Origin of the sequence: Brevundimonas sp. G8, from assembly GCF_902506205.1 — a bacterium.
GTDB lineage: Bacteria > Pseudomonadota > Alphaproteobacteria > Caulobacterales > Caulobacteraceae > Brevundimonas.
This window is the reverse complement of sequence record NZ_LR732816.1, coordinates 684,434-702,522: the sequence shown is the minus strand read 5'-3', so window position 1 is coordinate 702,522 and position 18,089 is coordinate 684,434. Positions and strand designations below refer to the sequence as shown.

At 67.8% G+C, this 18,089-nt stretch carries 19 protein-coding genes and 1 riboswitch; of the genes, 10 read left to right on the top strand and 9 right to left on the bottom strand.

The window, feature by feature from the left end; translation table 11 throughout:
- Window position 1: 1 nt before the first annotated feature.
- Both metB and CHRYSEO8AT_RS03440 read right to left on the bottom strand, forming a co-directional pair.
- Entirely contained in the window at window positions 2–1,198 is a 1,197-nt protein-coding gene (gene metB, locus CHRYSEO8AT_RS03445; RefSeq protein ID WP_159846286.1) for a cystathionine gamma-synthase, read from the bottom strand.
- The gene (locus CHRYSEO8AT_RS03440; RefSeq protein WP_159846284.1) at window positions 1,195–2,235 is read right to left on the bottom strand and encodes a homoserine O-succinyltransferase; all 1,041 of its coding nucleotides are present in this window, start codon (window positions 2,233–2,235) and stop codon (window positions 1,195–1,197) included. Before CHRYSEO8AT_RS03440 ends, metB begins: the two co-directional genes overlap by 4 nt.
- Window positions 2,236–2,310: 75 nt before the next feature.
- Window positions 2,311–2,427, bottom strand: a riboswitch (SAM riboswitch).
- A 187-nt stretch (window positions 2,428–2,614) separates the two neighbouring features.
- On the opposite strand from CHRYSEO8AT_RS03440, the gene CHRYSEO8AT_RS03435 reads away from it, so the two are divergent.
- The 4 genes from CHRYSEO8AT_RS03435 (at window position 2,615) to CHRYSEO8AT_RS03420 (ending at window position 6,442) form a co-directional block, all read left to right on the top strand.
- Window positions 2,615–2,758: a hypothetical protein gene (locus CHRYSEO8AT_RS03435; RefSeq protein ID WP_201304348.1), complete on the top strand. Its 144-nt coding sequence runs from the start codon at window positions 2,615–2,617 to the stop codon at window positions 2,756–2,758.
- 102 nt (window positions 2,759–2,860) lie between these two features.
- On the top strand, window positions 2,861–4,597 hold the full coding sequence (locus CHRYSEO8AT_RS03430; protein WP_159846282.1) for a Gfo/Idh/MocA family oxidoreductase: 1,737 nt from the start codon (window positions 2,861–2,863) through the stop codon (window positions 4,595–4,597).
- 4 nt (window positions 4,598–4,601) lie between these two features.
- A complete protein-coding gene (gene thrB / locus CHRYSEO8AT_RS03425) occupies window positions 4,602–5,555 on the top strand; it encodes a homoserine kinase (protein ID WP_159846280.1) in 954 nt (317 codons plus the stop codon).
- A 572-nt stretch (window positions 5,556–6,127) separates the two neighbouring features.
- Window positions 6,128–6,442: a CsbD family protein gene (locus CHRYSEO8AT_RS03420; protein ID WP_135194776.1), complete on the top strand. Its 315-nt coding sequence runs from the start codon at window positions 6,128–6,130 to the stop codon at window positions 6,440–6,442.
- Between the two features lie 18 nt (window positions 6,443–6,460).
- On the opposite strand, the gene CHRYSEO8AT_RS03415 is transcribed toward CHRYSEO8AT_RS03420, so the two are convergent.
- The gene (locus tag CHRYSEO8AT_RS03415) at window positions 6,461–7,459 is read right to left on the bottom strand and encodes a hypothetical protein (RefSeq protein ID WP_159846278.1); all 999 of its coding nucleotides are present in this window, start codon (window positions 7,457–7,459) and stop codon (window positions 6,461–6,463) included.
- 66 nt (window positions 7,460–7,525) lie between these two features.
- The gene (gene thrC, locus CHRYSEO8AT_RS03410) at window positions 7,526–8,932 is read right to left on the bottom strand and encodes a threonine synthase (protein WP_159846276.1); all 1,407 of its coding nucleotides are present in this window, start codon (window positions 8,930–8,932) and stop codon (window positions 7,526–7,528) included.
- 342 nt (window positions 8,933–9,274) lie between these two features.
- Here thrC and CHRYSEO8AT_RS03405 point away from each other — a divergent pair, with 342 nt between their 5' ends.
- Window positions 9,275–10,234, top strand: a complete 960-nt coding sequence (locus CHRYSEO8AT_RS03405) for a retropepsin-like aspartic protease (RefSeq protein ID WP_159846274.1) — start codon at window positions 9,275–9,277, stop codon at window positions 10,232–10,234.
- Window positions 10,235–10,281: 47 nt separating this feature from the next.
- Window positions 10,282–11,070 (top strand): TSUP family transporter, encoded by a 789-nt coding sequence (locus CHRYSEO8AT_RS03400; RefSeq protein ID WP_159846272.1) that lies wholly within the window; start codon window positions 10,282–10,284, stop codon window positions 11,068–11,070.
- On the opposite strand, the gene pgm is transcribed toward CHRYSEO8AT_RS03400, so the two are convergent.
- The 3 genes from pgm to CHRYSEO8AT_RS03385 form a co-directional block, all read right to left on the bottom strand.
- On the bottom strand, window positions 11,067–12,704 hold the full coding sequence (gene pgm, locus CHRYSEO8AT_RS03395; protein WP_159846270.1) for a phosphoglucomutase (alpha-D-glucose-1,6-bisphosphate-dependent): 1,638 nt from the start codon (window positions 12,702–12,704) through the stop codon (window positions 11,067–11,069). The two genes, CHRYSEO8AT_RS03400 and pgm, sit on opposite strands and share 4 nt — an antisense overlap.
- Before the next feature lie 36 nt (window positions 12,705–12,740).
- Entirely contained in the window at window positions 12,741–13,595 is an 855-nt protein-coding gene (locus CHRYSEO8AT_RS03390; protein WP_159846267.1) for a neutral zinc metallopeptidase, read from the bottom strand.
- A 77-nt stretch (window positions 13,596–13,672) separates the two neighbouring features.
- Window positions 13,673–14,062 (bottom strand): hypothetical protein, encoded by a 390-nt coding sequence (locus CHRYSEO8AT_RS03385; RefSeq protein ID WP_159846264.1) that lies wholly within the window; start codon window positions 14,060–14,062, stop codon window positions 13,673–13,675.
- A gap of 106 nt (window positions 14,063–14,168) precedes the next feature.
- On the opposite strand from CHRYSEO8AT_RS03385, the gene CHRYSEO8AT_RS03380 reads away from it, so the two are divergent.
- A complete protein-coding gene (locus CHRYSEO8AT_RS03380) occupies window positions 14,169–14,732 on the top strand; it encodes a type 1 glutamine amidotransferase domain-containing protein (RefSeq protein WP_159846261.1) in 564 nt (187 codons plus the stop codon).
- On the opposite strand, the gene CHRYSEO8AT_RS03375 is transcribed toward CHRYSEO8AT_RS03380, so the two are convergent.
- Both CHRYSEO8AT_RS03375 and CHRYSEO8AT_RS03370 read right to left on the bottom strand, forming a co-directional pair.
- Window positions 14,729–15,379: a methyltransferase gene (locus CHRYSEO8AT_RS03375; RefSeq protein ID WP_159846258.1), complete on the bottom strand. Its 651-nt coding sequence runs from the start codon at window positions 15,377–15,379 to the stop codon at window positions 14,729–14,731. The two genes, CHRYSEO8AT_RS03380 and CHRYSEO8AT_RS03375, sit on opposite strands and share 4 nt — an antisense overlap.
- Entirely contained in the window at window positions 15,376–16,344 is a 969-nt protein-coding gene (locus CHRYSEO8AT_RS03370) for a fatty acid desaturase family protein (RefSeq protein WP_159846255.1), read from the bottom strand. Before CHRYSEO8AT_RS03370 ends, CHRYSEO8AT_RS03375 begins: the two co-directional genes overlap by 4 nt.
- Window positions 16,345–16,471: 127 nt before the next feature.
- On the opposite strand from CHRYSEO8AT_RS03370, the gene CHRYSEO8AT_RS03365 reads away from it, so the two are divergent.
- The 3 genes from CHRYSEO8AT_RS03365 to CHRYSEO8AT_RS03355 are packed head-to-tail and all read left to right on the top strand — an operon-like array spanning window position 16,472 to window position 18,061.
- On the top strand, window positions 16,472–16,879 hold the full coding sequence (locus tag CHRYSEO8AT_RS03365) for a hypothetical protein (RefSeq protein ID WP_159846252.1): 408 nt from the start codon (window positions 16,472–16,474) through the stop codon (window positions 16,877–16,879).
- On the top strand, window positions 16,876–17,076 hold the full coding sequence (locus CHRYSEO8AT_RS03360) for a helix-turn-helix transcriptional regulator (protein WP_039244155.1): 201 nt from the start codon (window positions 16,876–16,878) through the stop codon (window positions 17,074–17,076). Before CHRYSEO8AT_RS03365 ends, CHRYSEO8AT_RS03360 begins: the two co-directional genes overlap by 4 nt.
- Before the next feature lie 37 nt (window positions 17,077–17,113).
- Window positions 17,114–18,061: an alpha/beta fold hydrolase gene (locus CHRYSEO8AT_RS03355; protein ID WP_159846249.1), complete on the top strand. Its 948-nt coding sequence runs from the start codon at window positions 17,114–17,116 to the stop codon at window positions 18,059–18,061.
- Window positions 18,062–18,089: the final 28 nt, after the last annotated feature.

The following is an 18,089-nucleotide window of genomic DNA, read 5'->3' as shown; positions in this document are numbered from 1 at the left end:
GTTACGCCGCTTGCGCCTTCGCCGGGACGACGACGTCCAGCGCGGGGAACAGGTCGGCAATCAGATCCTCGACATGCTCCAGCCCGACCGACAGGCGCACCAAACCATCCCCGATGCCGGCGGTGGCGCGCTGTTCCGGGGTCATGGCGGCGTGGGTCATGGTGGCGGGGTGGGCGATCAGGCTTTCGACGCCGCCCAGGGACTCGGCCAGGGTGAAGATCTCCAGCGCCTCGACCAGGTCACGCACGGCCTCGGTCCCGCCTTCCAGCTCGAAGCTGAGCATGGCGCCGGGGCCGGCCTGCTGGGCGGCGACCAGGGCGTGGTTGGGGTGGGACTTCAGGCCGGGATAGTGGACGACCTTCACGGCCGGGTGGGCGTCCAAGAGTTCGGCGATCTTGCCGGCCGTGGCCTGTTGCCGCTCGATGCGGGCGAACAGGGTACGCACGCCGCGCAGGGTCAGATAGGCATCGAACGGCGAGCCGGTCACCCCGGTGCAGTTGGCCCACCAGGCCAGGGTCTGATGATCCTCGGCGTCGGCCGAGATGACGGCGCCGCCGACCACGTCCGAATGGCCGTTGATGAACTTGGTGGTCGAGTGGACGACGAAGTCGGCGCCCAGCTTGATCGGGTTCTGAAGCGCGGGCGACAGGAAGGTGTTGTCGCAGACGACCTTGGCGCCGGCCGCATGGGCGCGGGTGCAGATGTCGGCGACATCGACCAGACGCAGCAGGGGGTTGGACGGCGTCTCGACCAGAACCAGCTTGGGCTTCAGAGCAAGCGCGGCCTCGAAGGCGACGGGATCGCCCTGATCGACCAGCAGCAGTTCGAAATGACCCTTCTTCGCGCGGGCGTTCAGCAGGCGACAGGTGCCGCCGTAACAGTCGTGCGGTGCGATCAGCAGGTCGCCCGGCTCCAGCAGGGTCAAGGGCAGGTCGACGGCGGCCATGCCGGTGGCGGTGATGACGCAGCCGGCGCCGCCTTCCAGCTCGGTCAGGGTCTCGGCCAGGACGTCGCGGGTCGGATTGCCCGAGCGGCTATAGTCGTATTTCCGCTTCTGCTCGAAGCCGGCGAAGGAATAGTTCGACGACAGATAGAGCGGCGGCATGACCGCGCCGTGGGCCGTGTCCGTATCCACGCCCGTGCGGGCGGCGATGGTGTGCGGGTCGGCCTGACGCAAAGAGGGGGGACGGCGGGTCATGCTTTGATATCCTTGAAGGCGGCGCGGAGGATGTCGCCGACGAAGGCGTCCTCCTTCAGAAAGGCGTCGTGGCCGTAGAGGGAGGGCGCTTCGACGAAGCGCCACAGGGTGGGCAACCGCGCGGCCAGTTCGCGGATGTCGTCGATCGGCACCAGCCGGTCGGAGGTGAAGCCGATCAGGGTGACGGGGGTGGTGATGGCTTCGGGCGTCACGCTGTGACGGTCCAGCGAGTCGGACATCGACAGCCAGCGGGCCGGGGTGGTGTGGGTGCGGTAGGCCTGGCCCCGCGCCGTCAGATAGTCGCAGACGGGATAAGCGCCGCCGACGGCCTGGGGCGCGGTGGTCTCGAACCGGTCGTGGAACTCTTCGGCCGTACGATAGGTGGTCATGGCCAGCTCGCGGGCCAGGGCGACGCCTTCCTCGGGGCGGCCGGCGGCGACGGCGAACTGAAGGATGCGGCGCTGAATGCCGCGCCAGGCCGTGGCCTGGGGATGGGCGCGGTGGGCGGCCGAGACGACGATCAACTGCTCGGCCCAGTCGGGGAACAGTTCGGCGAAGGCCAGGCCGACCATGCCGCCGTAGGAGCAGCCGACGAAGGCGGAGACGCGCTCGATCTTCAGATGGGTCAGCACCAGGGCCAGCAGGCGGGCCTGATCGTGAGTGGTGATGGTGACGGGGGTTTCCAGGAACTCGGCGCCGGGGGCGAAGTCGACAGCCAGAACCTGGAAGCGGCTCAGGTCGATGGGCCCGCGCACCGACACGGCGCCCGACCACCAGCCCAGGCCGTTTGTCTCGGTGCGGTGGACGAAACGGCCGGCCGAAATGCCGCCGGCGACGACGACGACGGGCGCGCCGATCCGGCCGTGCAGGCGGCCGACGATATTGGGCTGGTTCAGCCGTTCGCCCGAGGCCAGCCGGAAGTCGGCGGGAATGGGCACGATGACGTCGCGAGCGCCGCCGCGTTCACGGGCGAGCGGCTTGGCTGTCGTGGTGCGACAGTCGGGGTCTTCGAACAGGGAGGTTTCAGCCAGTGTCATCGTCGTTCCGCATCGTTCTCGCTCAGCAAGGCTCGATGCGGTGACAGATCGTGGAGCGTCGTATCGCCGATGCTCCACTCATCTCTCGCGATCCCGAAGGATCTCGCAGGAGTTGGCACCGTTTCGAGTTGTGAGACCCGATGGTTGCCCCAGCGTCAAAGGGCCTAATCCCTCGGCTGGTCTTGATGAGTGACTTTACGTTGATCAAACAGTGGGCGCCGGTCAAGCGGAAAATTCATGCCATTAGCGGCTGTGGCGTGAGGCAGGCGGGTGTGAAATGAGCGAAAAGCGGCCTGTCGTGAAAAAATCATCCATCGCCGCTTGACAGGATGGGGGCGGTCCGATCACCCTAGGCTCAGATTTCAGCCGGACCCGCCCTGTGCAACAGCGCTCGATCATCGCCGAACTTTCCACCGTCGCCGGCCTCGCCGCGACGCGTTTTGGCATGACCCTCGGCGGCGCGATTATTGGCGGCACGACCACCACCACCATCACCATGCCCTCACGGGCGGGACGAGTTTAGCGCGCCGAACCCCGGCAACCGCAGAACCCGAACCCCGCCCGGTCCGCCTGGCGGGGTTTTTCTATTTCACCCCACCCCATCCCGACTTTTCCGAGAACCCTGATGTCCGCCACCCTCGCCGTCGTAGAGAAATCCGAGAGCCTCGATCCCAGCAGTCAGCTCGTCCCCGAAGTGGTGGTGCTGAAGTTCGGTTCTTCCATCCTGCGCAGCCCGGCGGAGGCGCCGCTGGTCGCCTCGGCCGTCTATGGCCATGTGCGGGCCGGTCGAAAGGTGGTGGCGGTGGTCTCGGCCTTCGGCGGGGCGACCGACCGGCTTCTGGGCGAGGCGCGGGCCCTGGGCCTGGCCCATTCCAACGACCTGCTGCCCGGCTATGTGGCTCTGGGCGAGGAGAAGTCGGCGGCCCTGGTGGCCATCGCCTGCGACCGGATCGGCTTGGACGCCTGCGCCCTGTCGGTGCGCGAACTGGGCATCGTGGCGGAGGGCGAGCCGGAGCATTCGCGGCCCTGCGGCCTGCGGCCCGATCAGCTGAAACAGGCGCTCGATAGGCACGAGGTGGTGGTGGTGCCGGGCTTCGGCGCGGTGCGGCCCGACGGCAAGGTCGCCCTGTTGGGGCGGGGTGGATCGGACCTGACGGCGGTCTTCCTGGCGGCCGAACTGGGGCTGAAGCGGGTGCGGTTGGTCAAGGATGTGGACGGCCTGTACGACCACGATCCCAACGACAATACGGCCCCGGCCCTGCGCTATCGCCGCGCGTCCTGGGACGTGGCGCGCAAGCTGGGCGGGGCGCTGGTTCAGCACGACGCCATCGACCTGGGCGAAAGCCGGGGGGTCGAGATCGAGGTCGCGGCGCTGGACCGGGGCGACGGCACGGTCATCGGCGACAAGTCGGCGCCGCCTGGACCTGCGCCCGCCCTGCCGCCGCTGAAGGTTGCGGTCGCGGGCTGCGGCGTGGTCGGCGGCGGGGTGCTGGGGCGGCTGCTGGCCGATCCGCGCTATGACGTGGTCGGGGTGCTGGTGCGCGATCCGAATAAGGCGCGCGACGTGGCCTGTCCAGCCTCGCTGTTCACCGCCAACGCCGAAGACCTGTGGGCGAAGAAGCCCGACATCGTGCTGGAGGCCCTGTCGGAAGGCGAGGCGGGTCATGCGGTGATCCGCGCCGCGCTGGAGGCCGGCTGCGACGTGGCCAGCGCCAACAAGCAGGCGGTCGCCCGCGATCCGGGCGGGCTTCAGGCCCTGGCCCAGGCGCACGGCCGTCGCATCTTCTGGTCGGCCTCGGTCGGGGGCGGATCGCCGATGATCGAGACGGTGCGCGCGGCGCGCGCGGCCGGCGAGGTGGTCGGGTTCGAGGCGGTGCTGAACGGCACGGTCAACTTCATGCTGGAGCGGCTGGGCGACGGCGCGGCCTTCAACGAGGCCTTGGCTGATGCGCGGGCGGCGGGCTTTGCGGAAGAGGATCCGTCGTCGGATCTGGAGGGGCTGGATGCGGCCGCCAAGGTGCGGCTGCTGTGCCACGAGGCGTTCGGCCGCTCACCCGATGGCGAGGTGCCGCGCGACCACCTGACCGAGGCCACCTCGGCCGAGGGCGGGGTGCGCCAGATCGGCGCCGCCCACCTGAAGGACGGGGTCATCAGCCCCTCGGTGTCGCTGAACGCCGACCACGGCGATCCGCTGTTCTCCAACCTGCGCGGCGAGGGCAATGCGCTGAAGGTTTACGGCGCCGACGGCCGGGTGTGGCGTTGCCGGGGCCGGGGCGCCGGGCGCTGGGCCACCACCGAGAGCATCATGGCGGACCTGGCCGAAATCGTGCGTGCGCGCCGCGCCGATGCAGGCCTAAACTAGACCCATGGCCGTCTTCACCCCCGTTTCCCTGGCCCAGGCCGAGGCCTTCCTGTCCGCATACGACATCGGCGAGGTGGTCGAACTGACGGCCATCGCCGAGGGGGTGGAGAACACCAACTATCGGCTGAATACGACCCTGGGGCGGTTCGTCCTGACCCTGTTCGAGGGACGGACGGACGAGGCGTCGCTGCCGTTCTGCCTGGGGCTGACGGCGCATCTGGCGTCGCGCGGCTTTGCCTGTCCCACGCCCATCGAGAACCGGACGGGCGGCTGGCTGGGGCGGCTGAACGGGCGGGCGGCGGCGGTGATCGAATGGAAGATCGGCGCCTGGCTGCGCTCGCCGTCGTCGGCCGATCAGGCGGCGGCGGGCGCGGTTCTGGCGCGGCTGCATCTGATGGCGGCTGATTTCGAACTGGAACGCAACAACCCGGTCGGGCCGGCCATGTGGTGCAGGCTGGCGGATCGGTGTGCGGGGCGCGCGGCGAGGGCGTCAGTCGAGGATCGGGCGTTGCTGGACCGGGTCGAGGCGGCGCTGGCGCGATTGGGTGATCCGTTTACGGATGATTTGCCGAGCGGGGCGATCCATGCCGACTATTTCCCCGACAACATCCTGTTCGAGAACAGCGCCGTTTCGGCGGTGATCGACTTCTATTTCGGCTGCACCGGCGCCTTCGCCTATGACTTGGCCATCGCCCTGTCGGCCTGGGGGTTCGATGCCGAAGGGCAGGCGATCCCCGAAGCCCTGGCAGCCTTCCAGCGCGGATACGAGACCGTTCGGCCGCTGAGCGCGGCGGAGAGGTCGGCCCTGCCCCGGTTGGGCGAGGCGGCGGCGCTGCGGTTCACGGTGACGCGGCTGCACGACCGGATCTTCCACGACCCGGCCAACCTGGTGACGCCCAAGGATCCGGCGGTCTTCCTGCGCCGAATGGACCACTGGCGGGCGGTGGAGCCGGCGTAAGGCGGGCGCGAAAAACACAGTGCAATGTGTGCACTTCGTCATCTGCAGACGGGCGAAAAAACAGGGTGCAAAGTGTGCACTTTGTCTCAATCTAGAAATTGCACTGCACCCGGAAAAGGCGTGCAAAGTGCAAGAAGATGCAATTAGGCGTTGCGGCGATGTCAAAGACCGGAGGGACAGTGTCTCACGGTTTCAGGGGCTGTATGGTCGAATGACGGTGGCGGCGTGTAGGTGGCTGTTAAAACAGCGATTTGCGCGCCCCAGTATGTCAGCAACTCCCTCGGCTCGTCACCCTCGGGCTTGACCCGAGGGGCGGGCGTTGGGCCGCTTTGCGCCAAGTGTGACGCACAGCCCGATCCACATTTGATCCTCGGGTCGAGCCCGAGGATGACGGAGAGGCGGAGGGCCCCATTGCCGGGCCGCCCCACCCGGTCGCTGCGCGACCACCCTCCCCGGGCGGGGAAGGAGAGGATCGGATGCCCCTGCGTCGGCAGGTCGCTGGAACCGAAAGCGTAACCGGGCTTTTGATGCAGCAACGGCGAGATCGCCGCTCTCTCCCCAAGGATGACACCATGACCGACGAACAAATCAACGGCGCCGCCTCGCAAGCCCAAGGCAAGGCGCAAAAGGCTTTCGGCAACCTTGTCGGCGACCAGAAGATGCAGGTCGAAGGCGCCTATAACGACGCCAAGGGTCGCTCGCTTGAAACCTTCGGCAAGGCCATGGATTCGGTCGATCGTCTGGTGGACAAGGTGCCCGCCGATTACCGCGACAAGGCCCGCACCGTCGCCGCCGAAGCGCGCAAGCGTCCGCTGGTCACCACCCTGTCGGTCGCCGGCGTCGGCCTGATGCTGCTGGGCATGCTGACCCGCGGCGGCCGTCGCTAATAAACTAAAGGGGCCGGCTTACCGGATGACGCGACCAAAGCGGCGACGCGGGTGGTCGGCCCCGACCAGGTTTCTGTGATCCTTGGCGAGAATATCCTCGCGAACAGGGCGAGGTTCTAGGCCCGCCATGTGTCTGTAAACGACCATCGCTATTCCCATTGGAATAATGAGCGACACGCCAATAACCATAAACATGCCAAGCGTGAAAATGGTGAACAGGATCGGCGCTGTGAGGCCCACGACGAAGAATGCAACAGGACTCGTCTTTCCGAGGCCTCGCAGCGCGTAGTGGCCGGCGCAGATCATGACTGTCATCGGTAAAATCGTGATGATGCCGAGCATGGTCGCCTCAAGCGAGTAAGCCAGGATCGCATTTGTTCCATGTTGCAACACGGGGCCCAGTGCTCGCTCGGGTAGCATAAGCGTCTCCCACCCCGCCTTGCTGAGCACAGTGGCGACGGCCATCAGGATTGAGCCGAACAAGGCCGCCAGCAACATGATCGGAACGGACGTCCGCACCTGAACGGGGCCGTCGAAATATTTCGTGACGCCAGTTTCGACCAAAGCGGGTGAAGACCGATCTCCCGAAGTCGATGCAACCCTGTCGGCGAGACCCTCGATGTCATCCGGCTGATCCCAGCCAGCGCGATAGGCGTAGAGGAAGCCGAAGATCGCTCCCAAAATGCCAGGCGCTATCACTCGCACCAACCCATAGCCCTCTCGGAAGGCGTCGATTGCGGCCGTCAGATCAAGCAGAGTGAACATGATCGCCAGCGACACGCCCCCTGCCAAGGCATAGGCGCCCCGCCCGCCGAACTTAAGGCGGCGCATGGCGAAATGCGCTCCGGCGAACAGGATGACGTAGCCGGCTGCGCCCAGCGCCAGCCAGATAACCAGCTTGTCAAAGCTCTTGAAAAGGACCGGAAGGAAGAGCAGGCCGTTCTTCAAGCAAAAGAAATAAAATGCGGCCGCAAACGCAGCGGCGACGCCGAAAGCTTTCCTATCCGTTCGGATCATGACTCACCTCGTGGTTGCGTCCCATGTCTGGCGGATCGCAACCTAAGGCGCGGTGCATAGGCTTGGTTAAAGCGCTGTCGCCCGGTGTTGGATCGCGGACAAGGCGGCCTCCATCGTTCCATCGATCACCGTCAACCGCTCGGGCTTGTCGCCCAGGGCGGCGATGACGTTTGCGGGTTCGGGTTGGAAGCCCAGGACGTCGGAGACGAAGGCCCCGAACTTGGACGGGTGGGCGGTGGACAGGGCGACGACGGGGCCTTTGGAGCGGTCCTGACGACGGGCGGCGGCGAGGGCCACGGCCGTGTGCGGGCAGACGACGCGGCCCCAGGCCTCGTAGGCGTGGGCGATCTCGGCGCGGGTTTCGGTCTCGTCGACTGAGATGGCCGAGACTTGGGCGCGCAAGGCCGCCAGGAGGTCGGGATCGAAGGCGACGGCGCCGTCGCGGGCGAAGGTCTCGAACACGGTGCGGGTGGCCTCGGCGTCGCGGCCGGTCGCCTCGAACACCAGGCGCTCGAAGTTGGAGGGGGCCTGGACGTCCATGGAGACGCTGCCGCTTTCGACCGCCGGACGGCGCGAATAGAGGCCGTCGTTGATGGCGCGGGCCAGGGCGTCGTTCTGGTTCACGGCGGCGACGAAGCCGTAGCACGGCAGGCCCATCTTGGTGGCGGCGATGCCGGCGAAGGCGTCGCCGAAGTTGCCGGTCGGAACGACGAAGGTGGCGGCCTCGCCCAGTTGGGCGGTGGCGGAGACGTAATAGGGGATCTGGCCCGCCAGACGCGCCCAGTTGATCGAATTGACCGAAGACAGGCGACCGCGTGCGCGCAGGTTTTCGTCCGCCAGCAGGCTTTTCACCAGGCGCTGGCAGTCGTCGAAATCGCCGCGCACGGCCAGGTTCAGAACGTTGTCGGCCTCGACCGTCGTCATCTGCTTGCGCTGGATCGGCGAGACGCGGTCCAGCGGGTGGAGCACGACCAGATCGACGGATTTCGCGCCGGCGAAGGCGCGCACGGCGGCGGCCCCGGTGTCGCCGGACGTGGCGGTCAGTATGGTCAGGCGCTCGCCCGAGGCGGCCAGGGCCTCGTCCGTCAGGCTGGCGACCAGCTGCATCGCCAGGTCCTTGAAGGCGGCGGTCGGGCCGTGGAACAGCTCCAGCACGAACAGGCCGGGCTCCAGCTCGACCAGGGGCGTGATCAGCGGATGGTCGAAGCCGGCGGTCAGTCGGTCCAGAGCGCGATCCAGGGCGCCAGCGGGCAGGGCGTCGCCGATGAAGGGGGCGATGGCCTGGAGCGCGATGGATTTGTAGTCGGCCGCGCCGGTCCAGGTTTCGGGCGACAGGCTCGGCCAGGCGGTCGGCATATAGAGGCCGCCGTCGGGGGCGATGCCACGCAGCAGGGCGTCGGCGAAATCGGTGTCGGGCGCCAGGTTCGAAACTGGGCCTCGGGTCGAGATGTAGCGGGCGCTGGAGGTGCTCATAATGGTTGAGGTCGTAGCCAGACGGGGCGGCGGCGTCATCCGGTTTCTGCCCGCATCAGGGATGATTTTGTCGGGTTTTGCACAGTTGTGGCGGGCTTGGCGCGTGATGGGCGGTAAATGGAGGTGCGGGTGACAATTTCATGCCTCCATTGCTCAAGCCCGTCATCCCAGGGCTTGTCCCTGGGATCCAGACTCCCGGTGCATGACGGTAGTGCGGGCTGCGGGAAGACCGGGAGTCTGGATCCTCGCCACGAGGGCGAGGATGACGGAGAGGGAGGGGGAAGGGGCGTTGCGACCATTCCTCCGCTGGCGCCGGTCGTCGCGACGGTCCATGTCTGGGCGATGAGACGACGCGATCTTCTGATCCGGCTGGGGCTGGTCGCCGGTGGTGTGGGCGGGGCCTGGTGGCTGCGCGACCATGTGGTGTGGAAGGGGCCGACGGTCGTCTTTGCGGCGGGCGGATCGACCGGCTGGCTGGCCTATGCCGAGCCTCGGGCGGCGACGCCGACGGTGGAGGTGACGGTCAACGGCAAGCCGGTGCGGGCGCTGATCGATTCCGGGGCGCAGTATTCGGTGATCGATCGGTCGCTGGTCGAGACGCTGGGGCTGACCAACGTCTTCAATATTCCGATGGTGGCCTATGGCGTCGGCGGGGATGCGCAGGTGGGGCGCGGGACGACGTTGGATGTCGCCATCGGGGGGGCGGTAGGCGGCCTGCGGCTGGACGGGTTGCGGGCGGCGATCCTGGGGCTGGGGCCATTAGCGGGTGAGCAGGGGTTGGGGGCTGCGCTGATCCTGGGTCAGGACGTGCTGCGCGAGCTGGTGCTGGAGCTGGATACGGCCGAACATCGGATGCGGTTCCTGGCGCGCGAAGGCTGGACGCCGCCGCCGTCGCTGGCGCCCATAACCGTGACCCGGGCGGGCAAGGCGCTGCAGGCGGCGATCACGGTCGAGGGGGCGACGGTCAATGCGGTGATCGACACCGGCGCCTCGGCGGTGCTGGCCGTGACGCGCGAGACGGCGCAGGCGGCGGGCTTGCTGGATGGGCGCGAACGGACGGCCGGCCAGAGCATCGTCCTGGGCGGCGTGGTGGGAGCCGAGACGGTGATCGTCCGCACCCTGACGATCGGCGACGAACTGTATCGCCAGGCGGCGGTGGCCATATACGACGACGTCGCCGTGCCGGGCTTCCCCAAGGCGCTGGTGGGGATGGCGGCGTTCGAGAACCGGCGTCTGGCGCTGGACCTGGGCGGGCCGGGCCTGTTCGTCGAGCGGCCGATGGAGATCACGGTCGGGGCCTGAAGACATCGGGGCTGGATCGGCGGCGAACAACGGCCTAGGTCCGCGCCATGATCGAGTTCGCCCCGGAAATCATCGTCTTGTTGTTCGCTGCGGCCGTGGCGGCGGGGTTCGTGGACGCCATCGCCGGGGGCGGCGGCCTGATCACCGTGCCGGTGCTGCTGGCGGTGGGGGTCAATCCAGTGGCGGCCATCGCCACCAACAAGATCCAGGGCAGTTTCGGCACGGCGTCTGCGACCTGGACCTTCTGGCGCAAGGGGAGGATCGATTTCGCCCTGCTGAAATGGCCGTTGATCGCCACGGTCATCGGCGCCGCCCTGGGCGCGGTGGTGGTCAGTTTCGTCGATGCGACCTGGCTGATGGTGCTGTTGCCGCTGCTGCTGGCGGGGATCGCGGTCTATTTCCTGGTCGGACCCAAGGCCAGCGACGAGGATGTCCATGCGCGGCTGACGCCCTTCGCCTTCGGGGCCGTGGCGGGCGGGATCGGCTTCTATGACGGCTTCTTCGGTCCTGGCGCGGGGTCCTTCTTCGCCCTGGCCCTGGTGACCCTGATGGGGATGGGGCTGACCCGCGCCACGGCCCATACCAAGGCGCTGAACTTCTCCAGCAATCTGGTGTCCGTTGTGGTGTTCGCCATCGGCGGCCATGTGCTGTGGGCCATCGGTCTGATCATGGCGGTAGGCCAGGTGCTGGGCGGTTGGCTGGGGTCGCACGCGGCCATGCGGTTCGGACCCAAGCTGATCCGGCCGCTGCTGGTCGTGATCTGCATCGGCATGGTGATCAAGCTGCTGTCCGATCCCGCCAATCCGTTGAGGGCGTGGGTCGAGGGCCTGATCTAGCCCGCCAGCGCCGTCGCCACCACGGCCCTGGCCTCGGCCTGGACGGTCGCCAGATGGTCGGGGCCGAGGAAGGATTCGGCGTAGATCTTGTAGACGTCCTCGGTGCCCGAGGGGCGGGCGGCGAACCAGGCGTCGGCGGTGACGACCTTGAGGCCGCCGATGGCCTCGCCGTTGCCGGGGGCCTTGGTCAGGATGTCGGTGATCGGCTGGCCGGCCAGGGTGGTGGCGGTGATGTCCGAGGGGCTGAGGGCGGCGAGGCGGGCCTTCTGCGTGCGGTTCGCCGGGGCGTCGACGCGGGCATAGACGGGCGCGCCGTACTGGTCGGTCAGGCCGGCATAGAGCTGGCTGGCGCTCTGGCCCGTGCGGGCCTGGATCTCGGCGGCCAGCAGGCACAGCAACAATCCGTCCTTGTCGGTGGTCCAGACCGTGCCGTCGTGGCGCAGGAAGGCGGCGCCGGCCGATTCCTCGCCGCCGAAGCCGACGGTTCCATCCAGCAGGCCGGGCACGAAATGCTTGAAGCCGACGGGGACTTCCAGCAGGCGGCGGCCCAGGCCGGCGACGACGCGGTCGATCATCGACGACGAGACCAGGGTCTTGCCCACCGCCACGTCAGCACCCCAGCCGGGTCGATTGGCGAACAGATAGGCGATGGCGGCGGCCAGGAAATGGTTGGGGTTCATCAGTCCGGCGTCGGGGGTGACGATGCCGTGGCGATCGGCGTCGGCGTCGTTGCCGAAGGCGACGTCGTAGGCCGAGCCGCCCTTCATCATGCCGATCAGACCGGCCATGGCGCACGGCGACGAACAGTCCATGCGAATCTTGCCGTCGGCGTCCAGCGGCATGAAGGCCCAGCGCGGATCGACGGCGTCGTTGACCACGGTCAGATTCAGCCGGTGGCGCGTGGCGATCTCGCCCCAATAGGCGACGGCCGCGCCGCCCAGCGGGTCGGCGCCGATGCGGACCCCGGCGTTTCGAATGGCGTCCAGATCCAGAACGCTGGGCAGGTCGTCGATATAGGCGGCAAGGTAGTCGAACCGGCCGGCCGCCGCATGGGCCTGGGCGAACGGAATGCGACGGACCCCGGTCAGCCCGCCTTCGATCAGGGCGTTGGCGCGGGCGGCGATGGCGGACGTGGCCTCGCCTCCGGCCGGGCCGCCAGAGGGGGGATTGTATTTGATGCCGCCGTCGCGGGGCGGATTGTGCGACGGGGTGATCAGGACGCCGTCGGCCTGGCGGCTGTTTGCGCGGTTGTAGGTCAGGATGGCGTGCGACACGGCGGGGGTGGGGGTGAAGCCGTCGCGGGCGTCGATCAGCACCTCGACCCCATTGGCGATCAACACCTCCAGCGTGGTGCGGAAGGCGGGCTCGGACAGGCCGTGGGTGTCGCGACCGAGAAACAGCGGGCCGTCGACGCCCTGGGCCGCCCGGTATTCGGCGACGGCTTGGGCGATCGCCAGGATGTGCGCTTCGTTGAAGGCGCCGTCCAGGCTGGATCCCCGGTGGCCCGAGGTGCCGAACACCACCCGCTGCATTGGGTCCGTCATGTCCGGCCGCATGGCCTCATAAGCGCCGAGCAGGGCGTTGAGGTCGATCAGGTCTTCGGGGCGAGCCGTTTGGCCGGCGCGATCATGCATCGTCAGTCAATCAATCGTTGTCGGGAAAAGGGGCGATCAGGCGCCGCTAAAGGTGTCGCACGACGCAGGGTCGCCCGACTGATAACCGCGTTGCAGCCATTCGACCCGCTGGGCCGAGGAGCCGTGGGTGAAGCTTTCGGGCGAGACCCGTCCGCCGCCGCGCCGTTGCAGGGTGTCGTCGCCGATGGCCTGGGCGGTCTTCATGCCTTCAGCGAACTCGCCAGCGTCGAGGGCGACTTCACCGTTCGAGACGGCCGAGGCGTTCTTGGCCCAGACGCCGGCGTAGCAGTCGGCCTGAAGCTCCAGCGCGACGGAATAGCGGTTGGCCTCGCCCTGACCGCTGGCGCGCTGCTGGGCCTTGCGGACCTGTTCCGAGGTCCCGGTCAGGGTCTGGATGTGGTGGCCGAACTCGTGGGCGATGACATAGGCGCGGGCGAAGTCGGCGCCCGATGCGCCCAACTGGGTCTCCATCTCCTGCCAAAAACCGAGGTCCAGATAGACGGTCTTGTCGGTCGGGCAATAGAAGGGGCCCATGGCGGACTGGCCCATGCCGCAGCCGGTCTGGGTGCCCTGTTCGTAGATCACCACGTTGGGCCGCTGATAGCCTTTCAGCTTTTGCGCCCAGACATCGTTGATGTTGCCGCCGATGACGTCGACGAACTGGCCGGCTTCGTCGCGCGGCGTGCCGACCTGGCCCTGCTGCTGTTCCGCGCCGACGCCGCCGAACTGGCTGGCCAGCTGGGTCGTGGTCGAGGGGTCGATGCCGAAGACGAGGTAGCCGATGATGGCCAGGACGCCCACGCCCAGGCCGCCGCCTGCGATGGCCCCGCCGCCCATTCCGCGCCGATCCTCGACGCCGCCGCCGCCCTGTCGTCCGCCCTGCCAGCGCATGTGTCGTTCTCCGCCTGATCGCCCCTAAGCTAGGCCGGAACGCAGGGGCAAGGGAAGGGATGCGTCAGGGTGACGCTTCATTGGGGACGGTTCAGCCAGTCGTCGATCTGGCTCATGCCCTGGGCCGTCTGCTGGCGGCGTTCGGTGGCGGACTGGCGCAAGGCCCGCTCCTGCTCGGGGCTGTAAAGGGGGCGGGGCGGCAGGGCGTAGGACGCCGCCGGTTCGCGCGCGGATTCGATGGCGCCCAGACGAAGCTGGGTCTCGACCTGCTGCTGGCGGGCCTCGTTCGCGTTGGACTGGGATTGGGCGCGCAGGCGGTCGTTCTCATAGCGGTGCTGGTCGGCGATGGCCGCAGGAACGCCGCCCGGATAGGTCGGATAGGGCCGGCCGGGCTGGGGATAGGTCTGGGCCAGGGCGGGCGTCGCGGTCGCCGCCAGCAGGGCCGTCAGGGTCAGGATGCGTCGCATGGAGGGGATGTGGGGACGCGGGAAGGTCGCGCCAAGCGGAGCCGCAACCCTTTGACTTGTCACGGGTTCACTGCGCCGAACCCTTTTCAAATACGGAGCATGTCTCATGGCCCAATCCCTTTCCGGCAAGACCGTCGCCATCCTGGCGACCGACGGCGTCGAGTTGATCGAACTGAATGAACCGATGAAGGCGCTGAAGGATGCGGGCGCCGTGATCGAGATCGTGTCGCTGAAGGCCGGCGACTTCCAGGGCTTCGATCATCTGACGCCGGGCGACAAGGTGACGGCGGACAAGGCGGTGGCGGCGGTGGATGCGGCGTCATACTCCGCCCTGTTGCTGCCGGGCGGGGTGGCCAATCCGGACCTGCTGCGGGCCGATGCGGATGCGGTGGCGTTCGTGCGGGCCTTCTTCGATGCGGGCAAGCCGGTCGCCGCCATCTGTCACGCGCCCTGGCTGCTGATCGAGGCGGGGGTGGTCGAGGGGCGCACCCTGACGGCGTTCGAGAGCATCCGCACCGACCTGAAGAACGCCGGGGCCAATGTGGTCAACGAAGAAGTGGTGGTGGATCAGGGCCTGGTCACCAGCCGCTGCCCCGATGACATTCCCGCCTTCAACGCCAAGATGATCGAGGAGTTCGGCGAGGGGCGGCACAACGGCCAAACAGCTTAAGGCATGGCCCAGACGGAGGACCGCTTGATCTCCTGGTCCTCCAGCTCGCGCGAGGTCGGGACGCGGTATTCCGCCAGGAAATCCAGGCCCGTGCGCGGGAAATAGGTGCGTCCCGGATCGCCGATCAGGACGCGCGTCCCCTGCGCCCGGGCCTGGGCCAGCCAGGCCAGGACGGCGTCGGTCATGGGCCGTTCGTAGCAGATGTCGCCCGCGCAGATGACCTCGACATCCGGCGGGGCGGCGTCCAGCAGGTTGGTCTGGGTGAAGTCCAGCGTCACGCCGTTGGCCCGCGCATTGGCGGCCACAGCCGCCCGGCAGAACGGATCGATGTCGGCGCACAGGACCGATGTCGCCCCCGCCTGCATCGCCGCCACGCCGACCAGGCCCGAGCCGGCGGCGAAATCCAGCACCCGCTTTCCGGCGACTTCATGCGGGTGATCCAGGATATAGCGGCTGAGCGCCTGTCCGCCCGCCCAGGCGAAGGCCCAGAAGGGCGGCGGCACGCCCATTTCTCCCAACTCCTCCTCCGTCAGCCGCCAGATCGGCGTGATCTCGTCCGCCAGCCACAACGAAATCTCCGGCGCATGCGGTACGGGTTGAAGCCGCGTGTTGGCGCGGATGAAGGCGGCGGGATCGAGGATGGTCATTCAGGCTGGCGGGTGACGGCCTTGAGCACGCTGGCATAGCCAGGCGCGACCTCCATCGCATGGGCCTGGGGTCGGGCGTGGATGGCGCGGTGCAGACGCGGCAGCTTCCAGCACGGCACATGCATGAACAGGTGATGCTCTGCGTGGAAGTTGACCCAGTAGGGCGCGATGAAGGCGCGCTCCCACCAGGCGGCGCGGGTGGTGCGAGCGGCGCGGAAGGGATCGTCGGCCGAGCCCTCGACGCAGGCGTGTTCGGCGATGTTCCTCAGGCGCGTCACCATCGGAAACCAGGTCGCCATCGGCAGAAGCCACAGGGCGAAGAATGCCCACCAGACCCCGGCGACGATGAAGCCCGCCAGCAGGACGGCGTTGAAGACGAGGAAGGGCAGGACGGATCGGCCGGTGACGATCGACTCATAGTCATGGGCGCTATCGCTCATTCCTTTTGCGCTATCGCCCGTCGGGCTGCTCGAGCGCGCTTGCTTCAGCGGCAGCAGCACCCGCTGCTTGAAGAAGGTCTGGCCGGTCAGGTCGCGGATCAGCTTGCGGCGCAGCGAGGCGGGCGTGACCGGGAAGGGCGCCGACAGCATCAGGTCGGGATCCTCGGCCTGCTGGGCGAAGCGGTGGTGGGTCAGGTGATAGGGGCGATAGGCCTTCAGGCTGGCGCCGATCGGCACGGCGCACAGCCAGTGGCCGAGAAAATCGTTCAGGCGGGGCGACTTCGACAGGCCCCCATGGGCCGCCTCGTGCATCAATATGGCCAGGCCTAGCTGACGCGTGCCGACGATCATGATGCACAGCGGGATCAGCCAGGGGATCAGGACGCCCGCGACGACCGCCAGCGCGATCACGGCCCAGCAATGCATAACCAGAAGCGGGCCGGCCCAGGCCGAACGGGTCTGGAACGGCGCCCACTCCTGAGGTGTGAACAGGGCCGACGGGGCGATGCGCGGGGCGGCGGACATGGGGCAAGTCTAACCCCTGAAGCGCGTCTGGAAAAGCAACGGATGAATGTGGGGCGCGCCTGACAAAAAGTCAGGTTGACATGACATTGGCTTGGTGTCAGGTTGCCCTTACACAAGGAGAGCCAAGATGTTTGCCGCCTGGAAGAACGGAACGCCGGCGCATCGGCGCTACATCATCCGCACTATGGCGTTTTCCGTGCCCTATGTCGCGATCTGCATATCGATGATGACGACGGACGCGTTCGATCAGGTCATGGGCACGCCGGCGGCCTGGGGGCTGGCGGCGGTGTTGTCGGCGCCGGTGATCGGTCAGATATGGGCGACCCTGGCCCTGATGCGCGAGAGCGACGAGTTCGTGCGGGGCGTGACCGCCAAACAGTTCATCGTGGCGGCGGGCCTGGCGATGGCCGTGGCGACCTTCTGGGGCTTTGGCGAGAGTTTCGCCCGGGCGCCGCATATGCAGACCTGGCTGATCGTGCCGCTGTTCTGGGCGATGTACGGCGTCGTGTCGCCCTTCATAAAGACCAGCCGATGAAGAACCGTCTGAAGCTTCTGCGGGTCGAGCGCGGCTGGACCCAGGAACAGATGGGGCAGGCGCTGGGAGTGTCGCGCCAGGCGGTGATCGCCCTGGAGACCGAGCGGCACGATCCGTCGCTGGACTTGGCCTACCGCATCGCCGCCGTGTTCGAGCGGCCGGTGGAAGAAATCTTCGAGAACCCGCACGCGGGCTGACCAAAAAGTCAGAATAACCTTACAAATGGAGACTGTGATGTCGAACCTCATTCGCCCTTGCCGGGGCGTCTTCGCCCCTCCGCGCCTCGCCGTCATTCTCGGCGTTCTGATCGCCTGCGCCGTCGCGAACGATCAGGCCCGCGCTCAGCCCGCGACCCCCGTGGCGTCCGCCGCCGCGCCCTTCGTCTCCGACCGGCTATCGGTCGAGGTCGTGGGGGCGGGGCCTGACGTGATCCTGATCCCCGGACTGGCGTCCTCGCGCGAGGTGTGGCGGGCGACGGCGGATCGGCTGAAGGCGACGCACCGGGTGCATCTGGTGCAGCTGGCCGGGTTCGCCGGTGAGCCCTGGGCGCATGGCGACGGGGCCTTCGTCCGGCCCGAGGTGGAGGAACTGGCGCGCTATATCCGCGAGGCCGGACTGGATCGGCCGGCGGTGATCGGCCATTCGATGGGCGGTTTGAGCGGCCTGTTGCTGGTGCAGCAGCAGCCGGGTCTGGTGGGGCGGGTGATGACGGTGGATTCGCTGCCCTTCTACAGCGCCATGTTCGGGCCGACTGCGACCGCCGAAAGCGCGCGACCGTTCGCGGATCAGGCGGCGGGCATGATCCTGGGGGCGGACGTGGCGAGTTTCCGCACGCAGCAGGAGGCGACGGCCAAGGCCCTGTCGCGGACGTTGTCGGAACAGGCGCGGATCGTGGACTGGTCTATGGCCAGCGACCGCCATGCGGTCGCCTCGGCGATGAAGGATGTGATGACTACGGATGCAAGGCCGGGGCTGGCGGCCATGACCACGCCGGTGACGGCGCTGTACGCCGCCGATGCGGACGGCGGGGCGCCGGCGGCGATGGCCGACGGGCTGTGGGGGCGGGAGTATTCGGCCCTGCCGGGCGTGACGCTGATCCGGGTGGATGGATCGCGGCACTTCATCATGGCGGATCAGCCCGAGCGGTTCGCCGAGCTGGTGGATGCGTTCCTGGCGAAGTGAACCCTTGGATCCGTCATCCTAGGCCTTG